At 41.9% G+C, this 14889-nt stretch carries 9 protein-coding genes; 1 reads left to right on the top strand and 8 read right to left on the bottom strand.

Annotated features, from left to right (window positions below):
- Positions 1-88: 88 nt before the first annotated feature.
- From mnmA to proB, 3 genes are all read right to left on the bottom strand, one after another.
- Positions 89-1177 (bottom strand): tRNA 2-thiouridine(34) synthase MnmA, encoded by a 1089-nt coding sequence (gene mnmA / locus ACTJKG_RS13255; protein WP_172333561.1) that lies wholly within the window; start codon positions 1175-1177, stop codon positions 89-91.
- 707 nt (positions 1178-1884) lie between these two features.
- On the bottom strand, positions 1885-3132 hold the full coding sequence (locus ACTJKG_RS13250; RefSeq protein ID WP_440739476.1) for a glutamate-5-semialdehyde dehydrogenase: 1248 nt from the start codon (positions 3130-3132) through the stop codon (positions 1885-1887).
- Between the two features lie 5 nt (positions 3133-3137).
- A complete protein-coding gene (proB, locus tag ACTJKG_RS13245; RefSeq protein WP_440739475.1) occupies positions 3138-4217 on the bottom strand; it encodes a glutamate 5-kinase in 1080 nt (359 codons plus the stop codon).
- A 716-nt stretch (positions 4218-4933) separates the two neighbouring features.
- Between proB and ACTJKG_RS13240 the strand changes: the two genes are divergently transcribed.
- Positions 4934-7888: a TonB-dependent receptor gene (locus ACTJKG_RS13240; RefSeq protein ID WP_440739474.1), complete on the top strand. Its 2955-nt coding sequence runs from the start codon at positions 4934-4936 to the stop codon at positions 7886-7888.
- Between the two features lie 276 nt (positions 7889-8164).
- Here the strand turns inward: ACTJKG_RS13240 and ACTJKG_RS13235 are convergent, their stop codons facing one another.
- The 5 genes from ACTJKG_RS13235 to ACTJKG_RS13215 all read right to left on the bottom strand — a co-directional run bounded on the left by ACTJKG_RS13235 (position 8165) and on the right by ACTJKG_RS13215 (position 14805).
- Positions 8165-8875, bottom strand: coding sequence for a phosphoadenylyl-sulfate reductase (locus tag ACTJKG_RS13235; protein WP_172333546.1), 711 nt, complete (start codon positions 8873-8875; stop codon positions 8165-8167).
- Position 8876: 1 nt separating this feature from the next.
- Positions 8877-10385 (bottom strand): TSUP family transporter, encoded by a 1509-nt coding sequence (locus ACTJKG_RS13230; RefSeq protein WP_440739473.1) that lies wholly within the window; start codon positions 10383-10385, stop codon positions 8877-8879.
- A 24-nt stretch (positions 10386-10409) separates the two neighbouring features.
- On the bottom strand, positions 10410-12500 hold the full coding sequence (locus ACTJKG_RS13225; RefSeq protein ID WP_440739472.1) for a nitrite reductase: 2091 nt from the start codon (positions 12498-12500) through the stop codon (positions 10410-10412).
- Between the two features lie 277 nt (positions 12501-12777).
- Entirely contained in the window at positions 12778-14271 is a 1494-nt protein-coding gene (locus ACTJKG_RS13220; RefSeq protein WP_440739471.1) for a hypothetical protein, read from the bottom strand.
- Between the two features lie 99 nt (positions 14272-14370).
- On the bottom strand, positions 14371-14805 hold the full coding sequence (locus ACTJKG_RS13215; RefSeq protein WP_172333542.1) for an RrF2 family transcriptional regulator: 435 nt from the start codon (positions 14803-14805) through the stop codon (positions 14371-14373).
- Positions 14806-14889 lie beyond the last annotated feature (84 nt).

The raw sequence follows: 14889 nt of genomic DNA, 5'->3' as shown, positions 1-14889 counted from the left end.
AGGATTATTCGTAAAGCGGAGTTTTAAGGCGTTTTGGCAATTAAAAGCATACGGCAACAAGATGCCATTAGCAAGCAATATAGAAGGCCTACATTAGGAAGCCACCACCCAAAAGATCATTTCCTTCATAAAAGACAGCCGACTGTCCCGGTGCTATGCCTGAAACGTTATGATGGAAATCAACTTTCATATGTTCGCCCATTTGTACAATGCTGCTTTGCATACCCGCATCTTTGTAGCGTATTTTGGTAATAGCTTCTAAAGGCTCATTGATAGTGGCATATTTAACCAGGTTAAGGTTTTTAACCCAGGCTTGTTTGCGTTCCAGTTCATCTGCCGTACCTAAAACAACAGTATTAGTATGTGGATCTATAGCCGTAACAAACATTGGGTGTCCCAAAGCTATGCCCAAACCTTTACGTTGCCCTATAGTATAAAACGGATAGCCCTGATGTTTGCCCACTACAGTGCCATTGGTGAGCGTAAAGTTACCCGGGCCTATACGATCATCCAGATCTTCTACTTTGTGTCTTAAAAAGGCTCTATAGTCGTTATCGGGTACAAAACATATCTCATAGCTTTCGCTTTTGCCGGCAAGTTCAATCTGTCCCATATCCAAGGCCATTTGTCTGATCTCGGGCTTAGAAAAACTGCCTAAAGGGAATTTTGTACGTGCAAGGTTCTGCTGAGATACCCCCCATAATACATATGATTGATCTTTATTTTCGTCTTTTCCCTTTGATATCACATAACGACCATTATCCTGCAAACGGATATTAGCGTAGTGACCTGTAGCAATAAATTCACAGTCGAGTTTATCGGCACGTTTTAAAAGCGCATCCCATTTTATATGGGTGTTGCAAAGCACACATGGGTTAGGGGTACGGCCTGCCAGATACTCATCCACAAAGTTGTCGATCACAAAATCGCCAAATTCACTTCTGATATCTAATATATAATGAGGGAAGCCATAACCCACTGCCAGTGCACGGGCATCATTGATGCTGTCAAGGCTGCAGCAGCCGGTTTCCTTTGAGCTACCACCAGATGAGGCATAGTCCCAGGTTTTCATAGTAAGGCCAATAACTTCATAGCCCTGTTCATGCAACATCACTGCCGCTACCGAACTATCAACCCCCCCGCTCATTGCCACTAAGATCCTGCCATGCTTACTCATAATTTTGCAAAGATACCTTTTTGATCTTGATGTCAATACTTTATTGGTCAGCCGAGGGTAAAATGGAGAAACCTATTAAATCTCAATAGATTAACTATTAATTAATAGTTACTGATAATCAATTTATTATAAAATTTACATTAAGTTATAATTCATGATGATTATACAGTTTCTTTAGAAAGAAAATTGCTTCCCAGAAGATAATAACAGCTAAAATCAGGATATACTATGTTTGTATATTTAAGATTAAAAAAAATGCCCGATTATAAAAATTATCTAAAAAATGCTTTTTACTTAATCATAGAGCATAAAATTTAACACTTTAATAGTGTGTAGTCTCTACACAAATTTTAATAGTGCAAGCTTTTTTTTGCGATTATTTTAACGAATAAATGTACTGGTGACCATTGTAAAAAGCATGTAAGTTTTTTGTTAAAAAAAATGCAAAAGTGTATTACGCTCTTGTGGCATCCGGTTTACATTTTAAATTTGCTATACCCTAATTAATTTAAAATGATAAGCCAGTTAACATTAGAGCAAAAACTGCAAGGAGTGATTTTAGTGATTATTTGTTTTGTTGCTATAGCAAATTACCTGATTAAATAACTACACAGACCGAACAGTGAGGAAAAATTTAAGGCGCTTTTTCAAGCGCCTTTTTTTTGCAACAAAGTATAGGTATTAGGTATTAGGTATTAGGTTTATAATTATGGATTTCGGGTTTGACCATCGCCTTTAACCAACCATTTGTAACTGGTCAGTTCTTCAAGCCCCATGGGGCCACGCGCGTGGAGTTTTTGTGTACTGATGCCTATTTCGGCGCCAAGGCCGAATTGGGCTCCATCAGTAAATGCGGTTGAAACATTGACATATACCGCGGCTGCATCTACATCATTTAAGAATGTAGCTATATGTTCGGCATCTTCGGTAATAATAGCCTCACTATGCTTTGAACCATTTATGGCGATATGCTCAAGCGCCTGTTTAAAGCTATCTACTGTTTTTATGGCCATTTTCATAGACAAAAATTCAGTGCCGAAATGTTCCGGAGCGGCTCTATTCAGCAGGTTATCCGGATAATTACCCTTTAATGCCTCGTAGGCAGTTTCATCGGCAAATAATTCTACCTGCTTTTCCTTTAATATGTGGGTAAGTCCCGGCAGATCAGTAACGCGTGATGAGTGGATAATTAAACAATCAAGCGCGTTACAAACGCTTACCCGGCGTGTTTTGGCATTGGCTATAATTTGAGCACCTTTTTCCAGGTCGCCCGATTCATCAAAATAGGTGTGAACAATACCTGCCCCGGTTTCAATTACGGGTACTTTACTGTTATCCCTCACAAAATTAATCAATGACTGGCTGCCTCGCGGTATCAATACATCCACAAAGCCAACGGCATTTAGCAAGGCTGCAGTAACTTCACGATCAGCAGGTAATAAGGTAACTATATCGGTGTCCAGCTGATGTTTACGCAGTATTTTATGTATAACCGAGATAATGGCCCGGTTTGAGAAATCGGCATCACTACCGCCTTTTAAAATACTGACATTGCCTGTTTTAAAGCAAAGGGCAAATACATCAAATGTAACGTTGGGTCGGGCTTCGTAAATAACACCTACAACACCCAGCGGAACCCTAACCTTTGTTATGGATAAACCGTTGGGCATATTGGTTTGCGAAAGCTGTTTACCCAGAGGGCTATCTAAAAGGGCCACATTCACCATATCACCCGCTATGGCTTCAATGCGAGCGGCGGTAAGTTTCAACCGGTCGTATTTAGGATCGGTGCTATCCATCCGGTCAAGGTCTTTCTGGTTCTCGGTCAGCAGGTAATCGGTTTGGGCAATTGCTTCGGATGCCACATCCTGCAATACCTGATTAATCAATGCAGGAGCAAAGGTAGGCTTTCTACCCGCTACAAGGGCTTTTTGAAAATAATTATCGTATCCCATCGCTGTTAACCTTGTAAATAAAGATAATCGTAATGCACCAAGGGCTTTTGGTTTTTCTGCCCAACGCGTTCACGAGCTCTATCAGCACCATATTCGGCTATACCTAAGCCTACTTGTTTGTTTTTTTCGTCAACCAGTTTAATAATGTCGCCTTTTTTAAAATCGCTTACTACCTGTACTATGCCTATCGGTAATAAACTTGTGGCTTTATTAGATGTTAACGCAAGCCTTGCGCCATCATTAACCTGAACGATGCCGGTTGCCGATTTTTCGGAATGCGCTATCCATTTCTTTTTCCCTGACGCTTTTTTTGTAGGAGTAAAGCGGGTATGTATCACTTTATTTTCCAGAACATCGGTCAAGATATTTTCGCGGGTTCCGTTAGCTATATGTACGGCTATGCCCAGTTGTGCCGTTTTTTGCGACATGGTTGATTTAGTGATCATGCCGCCCCGGCCAAATTGAGAACGACCGGAAGAAACAAACTCAGAGAAATCAACTACAGAACCGTTAACTTCTTCAATTACAGAAGATCCCGGCGCGCTTGGATTGCCATTATATATACCATCAACATTGGTTAGCACGATAAGGGCCTCAGCATTTAGCATAGAGGCTATAAGACCGGCAAGCTCATCATTATCCGTAAACATCAATTCTGTTACTGATACCACATCATTTTCGTTCACCACAGGTATTACCTGGTGCTGTAGCAACAATTCCAGGCAGTTTTTCATGTTCAGGTAATGCATCCTGTCCCTGAAATCTTCCTTGGTGACCAGCACTTGCGAGCAAAGGATATCAAAGCGTTCGAAAAGACTGGAGTAGGTATTGATCAGCTTTACCTGACCAATGGAAGCCAATAACTGCCTTGCGGCAATGGCATCATATTTTTCGGAAATAGTGATCAAACTGCGACCAGAAGCCACTGCTCCTGAGGATACCAGGATTACTTCCTTGCCTTGTTTTTTGATCGCCGCTATCTGTTCAACCAGGTGTTCTATACGTTGCAGGTTGGGTAAGCCATTTTCCTGGGTAAAAACGTTAGAGCCTATTTTGATAATGATGCGCTGATAGTTGAAGGCCATTTCCTGCTGATCGTATTTTGATCCAAAAATAGCATTTTTTGATTGATATTAATTCGCTTTAAGGTATAAATTAACCATTTTGAACAAAAAATTATCATTTCACTATAAAATACAGCCATTATGGCTCTTGTATTTATTATTTACATTAGTTTATGGGCAAAAATTAATAATTTTTAATAAATTATTGTTGATTATGCCTTTATATGCATATAAACTATTAATTATTGTGTAACTAATTACCAAGTATATCTGCCGAAATGTAGTTGAAAGGAGGAGGGAGGAAGGCCCCTCCGGAAAGGACGCTGTCTAAATTATCTAGTTACGCCGAAACTTTTTAAACTTTAAATTTTAACATTTTTTAATCAAAAGCCGGGCAAAATGGGATGCTTTTAGGCCAGTTTAACTAAATTTTAACGCCATTTTAACACTTTTTAACAAATTTTTGAGGCGTTTTAAAAGGTTTAAAAAGTATTTGATCACTGGCTTGATAAAGCAGGCTCAAAATTAAAATAGAAAAAAAATTTGTTAAACCTATTTTTTTTCTATTTTTGTCGACTAATTCTATAGACAATGTATCATTATTATAAAATTACGTTAATGCCCTTTGTAAATATGCAGTGCTCTACTGCCTGTTGTTGATGCTTTTGATCTCTACATCTATCAAAAACATTTAATCAACCCAAATTTTAGTTTCCACCACCACCCAACCTTACTACATGAAAAAAATCTTTACAAATTCGTTAAGACTTATTGTACTTTTTCTTTTGCTTACACCAGCCATCAGTTATGCACAGCTCAATGGCTCGTATATTTTAAGCGGACAGGTAAAAGATGATCACGGACAACCTTTAGTAGGCACCACCGTTAGTATAAAAGGTACTACCAACAAAACGGCTACAGACAGTACCGGTAAATTCGCCTTAACTACAAGCGCTAAATTACCATACACACTGATTTTTAGCGCTGTGGGTTTTCAACCACAGGAGTTTTACATTAAGAATGCCAATAGCGCTTTAAATATTCAGCTTACCTCACAATCATTACTCATCAACGAGGTAGTGGTTACCGCATCCCGTAAGGAAGAAAAACTGTTACGCTCACCCGTAGCTATCGAAAAACTGAGCATCAACGCGCTGAAACAATCGCCTGGCCCAAGTTTTTATGACGCGCTGGAGAACGTGAAAGGCGTACAGATGACCACCACGAGTATCACCCTTAAGGTACCTAATACCCGCGGTTTTAACAGCCCCAACAACTTCAGGTTCATGCAACTGGTTGATGGGGTTGATATGCAATCGGCTACTTTAGGTGTACCGCTGGGTAATGCCATTGGCCCAACCGAGCTGGATATCGCCAGCATCGAAATCACTCCGGGTGCGGCCGCAGCTTTGTATGGCACCAATGCCATCAACGGTTTATCGAACCTGTTTACCAAAGACCCTTTTAAATACCAGGGATTGAGCTTCTACCATCGCCAGGCTTTAAACCACGTGGGTAATGATGCTTTGGGTGCGAGTTCATTAACCGAAGATGCTTTAAGGTTTGCGAAGGCTTTTAATGATAAATTCGCTTTCAAAGTAAACTTTAGCTATTTGCAGGGAACCGACTGGCAATCAAACACTCAAAAAGATCAAAACCCGACAAACTTAAAAACCGCCAACCCGGCGTATCCCGAACTGACAGGTACCAGCAACGCTGCTTATGACGGCTGGAACAAATATGGCGATGACGCGCTTGCCGGTAGTAATACGGTTGTAATTAAAGGTATTACTGTTGATGGTGTGGCCCGTCCCAACCTTAATGTGGCCCGTACCGGCTATAATGAGGTGGACCTGGTTGATCCGCATGTAACCAACTTAAAACTGGATGGTACATTGGCCTACAAAATAACGCCGAATACCATTTTATCATATACCTACCGTTATGGCCGCATGGATGGTGTTTTTCAGCGTGGTAACAAGATATCGCTCGATGGTGCTACCGTACAGAACCATAAAGTGGAGTTAAAGGGAAAAGAGTTCCTGGTTCGCACATATGAGTCTATCGAGAATACAGGTAATTCATTCAACGTAAAGCCATTGGCTGATAATCTCGACCTGAACCACGCCAGCAACTCGGCCTGGGCCACTTTATACGGTAACGCGCTTAAATCATATGCAGGTGGTAAATTAACATCGGCTAACCTGGCCGCAGCGGAACAATTTGCCAGGGCCGCCGCCGATAAGGGCAGGGTAGAGCCAGGCACACAGGCCTTTAATGATCTGCGTAAAACCATCATAGGTATCAACAACTGGGACATTAAATCGAGCCAGATCCCGAATGCACCGGTGACCGGTGGCGCCGCCCTGGTTCAAAAAAGCCACATGTATAATGCTGAGGCCCAATGGGACCTGAGCCGGTATGCCAAGGTGATCGACCTGTTGGTTGGCGGTGATGTTCGCGTATATTCCATCATACCTGATGGAAATAACTTTGTTGACTTTACCCGTCCTATTGCTGATCGTAATACACCTTTGGCCAACGGAAGTTTTGGTAAAGATGTGATCTACAAAAAATATGGCGCGTTTACCCAGGTAACCAAAACTTTTTTTGACGAGAAGCTGAAATTATTCGGATCTATCCGCTGGGATTACAACCCTTACTTCGATCCTAAATTTACACCACGTTTAGCCGCCGTTTATACGGTGAATGAAAACCATAACTTCAGGTTCACTTTCCAGAACGGGTACCGTTTTCCATCATTGTTTGAAGCTTTGTCATACGTAAACAATGGTAGGGTGAAACGTGTAGGTAGTTTACCATTTATAAATGATGGATTAGGTTACCTGGGCAACAGCTACACGCAAACATCGGTAACCAATTTTAACGCTGCTGTAAACGCAGCACCGGGAGGTAGCACAGATGCGAATGCCCTGGCTAACAGGAACCTGCTGAAAGTAGCCGATTTGCCACCAGCACGTCCGGAGCAGATCACCTCGTACGAGATTGGTTACAAAGGCATTGTTGCCGATAACAAAGTATTCATCGACATAGATGCCTATACTAACCGTTATGACGGCTTTTTAGGCCAGGTGCAGGTGTTTGTACCCAATGGAACCACTGTGGGCACAGACGCGGCCGTATTATCCATGCTTGACATTAACCGCGACCCAACTTCTGCAACTTCAACCAATGCAGCCAGCCAGGGGCAAAGCAGGTACCGGGTGTACACCAACGCCAAAAACATTTATCACAACTACGGTTCATCGGCAGGTATTACCTATAATTTTTATAAAAGATATACCATATCAGGCAACGTAAGCTTTAACAAGTTAAAAGCTCAAACGGCCTCTGATATTTTTGTAACGGGCTTTAATACACCGGAATGGTCGGGCAACGTATCATTCGGTAATCGTGAAGTGGTTAAAAACTTTGGCTTCAACGTAGTTTACAAATGGCAGGAGTCATTCCTGTGGGAAAGCCCGCTGGTTACCGGTACCGTACCCGCTATTGGCACTGTTGATGCGCAGGTTACCTACCGCGTACCCGTATACTATGCCACCTTTAAGTTAGGCGCAAGCAATATTTTCAACAAGCGGTACATTCAGTATGCCGGCGGCCCAACTATTGGCGGTCTGTACTATGTATCGGTTACCCTGGATGGCTTGTTAAGCGGCCAACAACCTAAATAAGCTTTTTTTTAATACGTTTTATATAGTTTTTAAGGCGGATGGGCAGCAATGCTCATTCGCTTTTTTGTGGGGTGAGGCGTAGGGGCCAACACTATTACGTCATTGCGAGCGCAGCGTGGCAATCCCTAACTATACAGAGCGGCTCTGCCAATTGGGGATTGCCACGCTGCGCTCGCAATGACGGACTTATTAATCACAAGATTCTAAAACAAAAAAACCGGATGATTCTGATGACCATACCGGCTTTGAGTGTATAATTCAAAAAAGCGTCTTTGTTTAATGCTGTTTCACTTCGTGCAGTCCGCATTCCTTTTTAGACTGATCTTCCCACCACCAGCGGCCGGCGCGGAAGTCCTCGCCTTCGGCAACAGCACGTGTACAAGGCATACAGCCAATGCTGGGAAAGCCTTTATCATGCAGGGAGTTATAGGGAATGTTATATTGTTTGATATAGGCTTTAACATCATCTAATGTCCAGCTAAAAATAGGGTGGAACTTGGCCAGCAGGTTTTGCTCGTCCCACTCTACGTTTTCCATATCATGGCGGTTGGCAGATTGATCGGCACGGATACCGGTGATCCATAATTTATTGCCTTTAAGCGCGCGTTTCAAGGGCTCTATCTTTCGGATACCGCAGCACTCTTTACGGTTCTCTACAGACTCATAAAAGCTGTTGGGGCCCTTTTTGTTTACCATTTCTTCCAGCAGATCGCGGTCGGGGTAATAGGCGTGTATGGGTTGTTTATACCTGTCCATAGTGCTGCTCCAAACAGAGTAGGTTTCGCGGAAAAGGCGGCCGGTTTCAAGGGTAAAAACTTTAATTGGCAAGTTATTGGCAAATATCATGTGGCTGATGGCCTGATCTTCCCAACCAAAACTGGTAGAGAACACGATTTCGCCGGGAAACAGCTCGGCGAGTTCGCGCAGGGCCTCAACAGGGTCGAGACCTGCAATTACTTTTTGTATATGTTTAACTACTTCACTCATGTTACAAAACTTTGGTAATAAAGGCGACTATCGATTTGATACTTACCAGTATTACGATAATACCTACAGAAACCATAATGGTTTTGGTGGATATTTTATTAGAGATACGGGCCGCTATAGGCGATGCCAATGCGCTACCCAATATTAAACCAGCTACTGCAGGCCAATGATCGCTGGTTACCAAACTAATAAAGGTAATAGAACCGGCTATAGCAACAAAAAAACGTGCTAATTTTACAGTACCTAATGAAAATATAGGACTACGGCCACCAGCTATCAAAGTTGACAATACGATTGATCCCCAACCGCCGCCGCCAACCGCGTCAATAAAGCCGCCACCTAAACCTAATAACGAAATGCGCTTTACTTTATCGGTCGATTTTTTACGCTTGATATTAAAAGCTTTTGACAGGATAACCCATCCAAGTATTAATGTATATAAAGACACTACCGGCTTGGTATACATGCTATAATGCTCCAATGATGATAATAACGTAGCACCTGTAATAGCTCCGATAATGCCGGGTATTACCAATAATTTAAAAAGCTTCCAGTTGATATTACCCATACGAAAATGCATCCAGCCGGCTATACCACAACTCAATATCTCTGACAGGTGGACACCCATACTGGCAGATGCAGGAGGGATACCCATTGAGAGGGAGAAACTGGTAGAAGTAACGCCATATGACATACCTATAGCGCCATCAACCAGTGCAAACAGGAAACCAGCCCCCAAAAAGTAATAAAACTGTGGAGGTACACCCTCTATAAATGATTTAAACTGAGGTTCCCTGTAATACAAAGCGGAAATAACAACCGCCAGGGAAATGATAATGGTTGACCAGATAAGCCAGATAAAATTCTTATTAACGGTAATTTTAGGCTCAACCAGTACCGAGGTTACTTTATTTAAAGTTTTAACCTTGTCAGCAAAATCACCGGTGAGGGTATTGCGCAGTTCGCTCATTTGCTGCAGAGTGGTATCCAACTCGTCAGGGATACTTTCGTTGAGCACTTCCTTTAAGCGTTTGGCTATGGTTGGCGATTTACCGTTGGTGGATATAGCCAGCTTCAAATCGCCTTTTTGAACGATGGATGCCAGGTAAAAATCGCAAAGCTCAGGTTTATCAGCCACGTTGATCAGCAATTTGCGGTCATGTGCTGCCTGGCGGATATATTTGTTCAGATCGCTATCGTTAGTAGCGGCTATCACTACTTCGGCATCATTCAGATCATCATCGGTAAAGGATTTCTGAATAACGGTTAAGCCGTCATATTGAGCAGCCAGTTCGTGTATTTCCGTTAGAAACTCACGGGATATCACGGTTACTTTGGCCTGGGTGCTGTTATTTAAAATAGCGGTCAGTTTTTCCAACCCAACATTACCTCCGCCTACCAGTACGGTATGCAGGTCGTTCAGCTTTAAAAACACGGGAAACAATTGATTGCCCCCAGTATCCTGGTTCTGAACCTTGGTTATGCTGCTATCTTTGGGCAATAATGACATGCTTACTATTCTTTAACAATTTTATTATTGTACCAAAGCCTCTCTTTTTGCTTTACTTTTTTCTAAAAACGCGGTTGCCTGCGCTAAGTAAGCTGTAGCAAACTCTTGAGAAGGTTCATGTTGGTTGATCTGTAAAACCAGGTCGTTAAAGCTGCCTTCGATATCAAATTCGCCTTTTTCTACATAATTGGCATCAAATTCACGAATAACAGCGGCCTGCGTACTGGTGTTTATACTTTTATCAAGTAACAACGCTTTAGCTGAGCTTAGCAGTGTATTATAGGCATGATAAATGGCATCAGACCATGCACCGGCCTGGAATGATTGCTTGGCCCAGCCCAGTTTTTCTTCCGACTCATACAACAGCGTTGCCACCAGGTCGATGATCACACCGGCACATTCACCAACGCCAATGGCGGTAACAAAAGTTTCCTGGTGACCCCAGTCAACAAACTCATCATCGGTTAGGTTGGTCAAATCGGCAAGGGGTTTCAAAAGGCGATAAAAATAGTCTTTACCTTGTCTGTCGTAGTAATCATTATAAAGTTCACCTTCTGTTGAAAGTGCTTTATAATCATCAAGCAGGGTACGTAAAACATCGGTTGCCCTTTTTGAAGGCACCTTGATCACCCTATCAGCAGCACGACCAACGCCGTCGCCAACGGTACCGCCTCCCAGCATCACCTGTACAGACGGCAACACTTTGGTACCCGCTTTTAATGAGCTGCCGTGAAAACCAATATGCGCCAAACCATGCTGACCGCAGGAGTTCATACAGCCGCTTATTTTTATCTTGATATCGCGGTTATAAATAAAATCTTCGTATTCGTTGTAGATCAGGTCTTCCAGTACACGGGCCATGGTCATACTGTTGGAGATACCCAGGTTGCAGGTATCGGTGCCAGGGCAGGTGGTTACATCAGCCACGCTGTCAAAACCAGGCGCAGCCAGTTCCAGCTTAGCCAAGCCTTGGTACAGGGCTGGTAATGCCTCTTTGCGGGCAAATTTCAACAGTAATCCCTGGTTTTGGGTAACGCGGATCTCGTCGGCAACCAATGGCTGTAATACTTTTACCAGTTCACGGGCGGTATCTGAGGAGATATCACCAACGGGAACTTTAATGTATACGCCATAAAAGCCTTTTTGCTTTTGTTCAAACACGTTGGTAGCCAACCATTGCTCATAGCGGAAAGGGTTGCTGATGCTTACTTCGGCAAAAGCGGTTTCTTCCGGAACGGCAGGTTGTGGAACCGCATCACGGTCGATAGTATAACTTTTTACTTTGATGGCCGTTCTTTCGATAGCCGCTAAACGTAAAACTTCCTCTAATCCAAGTTTTTGAATGAGATATTTCAATCGGGCCTTGTTACGGTTATTGCGTTCGCCATAACGATCGAACACCCGGATGATGGCCTCGATATAAGGGATGAGTTGATCTTCGGGTAAAAATTCTTCTACAATGCTGGCTAACAGCGGCTGGGCGCCTAAACCACCGCCTAAAAGCACTTTAAAGCCACGCTCGCCATTGGCCTTCAGTTTCGGGATAACGCCGATATCGTGAATGTAAGAAAACGCGGTGTCCGCATCGCTTGATGAAAAAGAGATTTTGAATTTACGCCCCATTTCCTGGCATACCGGGTTGCGTAAAAAATACTCGAAAGTAGCATGCGCATATGGCGAAACATCAAATGGTTCCTGCGGATCGATACCCGAAGCAGGGGAGGCGGTAACGTTTCTGACGGTATTACCGCAAGCTTCGCGCAGGGTAATATCATCCTGCTCCAGTTTGGCCCAAAGTTCAGGTGTACGTTCCAGGCTCACATAATGGATCTGGATATCCTGGCGGGTGGTTAAGTGCAGGTTACGGCTTCCGTATTCGTCAGATATCTCGGCAATACGCAGCAGCTGTTTGAAAGTAACTTTACCAAATGGCAACTTGATACGCACCATTTGCACACCCGGCTGGCGCTGACCATAAATGCCGCGTGCCAAACGTAAGCTCCTGAACTTTTCGTCGTGAATTTTACCTTCACGAAAAGCCCTGATCTTTTTTTCAAGATCAATAATATCTTTTTCAACTATCGGGTTCTCCAGTTCCGTTCTGAAGCTCTGCATATCTTATCGTTTTATCAATTATAAAAAAGCCTCTTTGGCTTAGGCTAAAGAGGCGTATATGGTTAATACAAAAATTATAGCCTGGCCTTATTGTCTCTCACGCAATAACACATCAGATTTTTGTAGTAAATATTCCTGTTGAAGGTATTCATTCCCCAAATATATACATACTATAGGGAAATGGTAGAATTTAATTGAAAAAAATTACCATTTGACAGTTTGGTGAGATTATAAGAAGCGCGTATCCAGAATTAGATTGAAATAATTATACTGTTGCTTACTCGATAAAGATCTTTGTGAGATACATATCAGCTTCCTTTTTCCGGAGTAAATAAATTACTTGCTTTTTATTTTTGTCCCGGAAAACAGAACTCGGAAAAATTGCGTCCGTATCTGATTTTGGTGGTTTATTAATCAGTATATTTCTTTGCACCTTACCGCTATCTATTGTTGCGTAAATAACCACAGTTTCATCAGTTTTTGAAGAGTTTACCTTCTTCATTTCATCTGGTGGGCATTGTAAGTTTCGGGGGAGCTCATTGTAAAGGAAATAACTTTTTCCCTTATAAGTTAAAGGCGCGTATCCGGTAAACTGAAATTTTTCTTCGTTGGTATGCTGCTTTTTCTTTATACGGTTAATTTGTTTTGCAACGTAATTGCTATCAACATCAACAGTAATAATATCGCCAATATCAAACTCATTTTGGAGTTTAATACCATAATAGGTTGTGGTGGTTCTGAGCCTGCTTTCAAATACGATCCGTAATCCATTATTGGCTGTAGTAATAATTTGCATGGGGATACATGACGACAAAGAAAAATCATCATTATCGGCATTATCACTATCACCACTACTGCCGGTTTTAAATGGAATGGCCACTTCTTTTACCAACTTATAGCTTTTTGTATCTATCTGTACAATATATGCTCCCACCGCATTTTTATCCGAAGACGGAGTTGTATAAGGTAATAATAAATTAATCTGGTCATGATCATCGACGTAGGACATGCCTCTGCCCGACAGGGAAATAGTATCTTTTGAGAGTTGCTTCAGTTCGATGATTTGCGGAGTATTGGACGAAGGAGAGTAGACTATAACGTTCCATTTAACATTTTTGTTCCTTAACCTACTTCTGGTTAAGCGATACAGATCCCATTTATCATCAAACGCCGAATAAACTTCATATCCGGGGTCTTTGCCCAATGAGATATTCTGTGTTCGGGTTTTGGTTCCTGTATAATCAAAGTGATTGATGTTGATATATGTGCTATCTTTTACGGTTTTATACCCGTATGAAAGAAACTCTTTAGCTGCTTTGCTATTAAGGATAGAAAAACTGCCAGCTTTCCGCGCATTTTTTCCGCCTGAAGTATCTATCAGTTTAGCTGCACCTATTTTTTCTCCATTTCTTTTAAAGTTCAACATTTCTAACTTTTTGCATAAGTTTTTTTCGTCGAAATAGGAGTAGAATACACTGAAGTTATCTTTGAAAACAAAAAGATTTTCAAAACTGTACTGGATCGAATCTTTAGGTGGGAGAGGAACTTTTATATGAGCCTCGTTCTTTAAGAGCTCTTTCTCATAAATGTCTAAGAAATAATCCTTTTTATCATAACGGATGGCATACAGCGACGTGCTGTCCTGCTCAAACATACGAAATGACATGCTATCATAATCAGGAATCTTTGCTCCGCTATAAAAATGTACAGTCTGCGCGGAAATATTGACAACCGAAGCAATGCAAAACAGGGGTATAAGCAAATATTTCATTTTTGGATATGAAGTGATAAGGCGCCCCGGTTTACAAGTTTCCGAAAAGCAATGCAATTTAAGGATTATCTTAAATTTTAACAGCGGTCAATAAGCTTTTTAAGTATGAATAAGCGTTTGCTCCCGCGAGATGATATCAGCGATGCTGGTCTCACTTAATATTTTTAACGTGGCATCACGAACATCAACAAATACATCGCGGATGCCACAGGTAGTTTCCTGGTGACACTCATCGCATTTGTGATAAAAGTTAAGACTGGCGCAAGGCACCATAGCAATAGGGCCATCCGTGATACGCATAATACTTACGAGGAATATCTCTTTAGGATCACGATTTAAGCTGTAACCACCACCTGCACCTTTTTTGCTGTACAGGAAACCTGCATTCCGTAAATCGAGCAGTATTTGCTCCAGGAATTTCTTGGGGATACGTTCGGCCTCAGCGATCTTTGAAATTTGCATTGGCGGCTGATCCATGTTCTTACCCAGGATCACTAATGCCTTAATTGCGTATTTAGTTTTTTTAGATAGCATTTTTTAAAATAAAACTAACAAAGGTACACAATTATAAATAAAAATATCCAGTAATACTATAGGATACTTGTATAGGGTATAGAA

It is taken from the genome of Mucilaginibacter sp. 22184 (assembly GCF_052045695.1).
GTDB lineage: Bacteria > Bacteroidota > Bacteroidia > Sphingobacteriales > Sphingobacteriaceae > Mucilaginibacter.
Note: the sequence above shows the minus strand (reverse complement) of the source record. Positions and strands in the feature narration are given on the sequence as shown.

What these genes read in the sequence shown, in the direction of transcription:
- ACTJKG_RS13240 (WP_440739474.1), top strand. Translation starts at nt 4,934, where the DNA reads ATGAAAAAAATCTTTACAAATTCGTTAAGACTTATTGTACTTTTTCTT.
- ACTJKG_RS13250 (WP_440739476.1), bottom strand. Translation starts at nt 3,132, where the DNA reads ATGGGATACGATAATTATTTTCAAAAAGCCCTTGTAGCGGGTAGAAAG.
- ACTJKG_RS13230 (WP_440739473.1), bottom strand. Translation starts at nt 10,385, where the DNA reads ATGTCATTATTGCCCAAAGATAGCAGCATAACCAAGGTTCAGAACCAG.
- mnmA (WP_172333561.1), bottom strand. Translation starts at nt 1,177, where the DNA reads ATGAGTAAGCATGGCAGGATCTTAGTGGCAATGAGCGGGGGGGTTGAT.
- ACTJKG_RS13215 (WP_172333542.1), bottom strand. Translation starts at nt 14,805, where the DNA reads ATGCTATCTAAAAAAACTAAATACGCAATTAAGGCATTAGTGATCCTG.
- ACTJKG_RS13235 (WP_172333546.1), bottom strand. Translation starts at nt 8,875, where the DNA reads ATGAGTGAAGTAGTTAAACATATACAAAAAGTAATTGCAGGTCTCGAC.
- ACTJKG_RS13225 (WP_440739472.1), bottom strand. Translation starts at nt 12,500, where the DNA reads ATGCAGAGCTTCAGAACGGAACTGGAGAACCCGATAGTTGAAAAAGAT.
- proB (WP_440739475.1), bottom strand. Translation starts at nt 4,217, where the DNA reads ATGGCCTTCAACTATCAGCGCATCATTATCAAAATAGGCTCTAACGTT.
- ACTJKG_RS13220 (WP_440739471.1), bottom strand. Translation starts at nt 14,271, where the DNA reads ATGAAATATTTGCTTATACCCCTGTTTTGCATTGCTTCGGTTGTCAAT.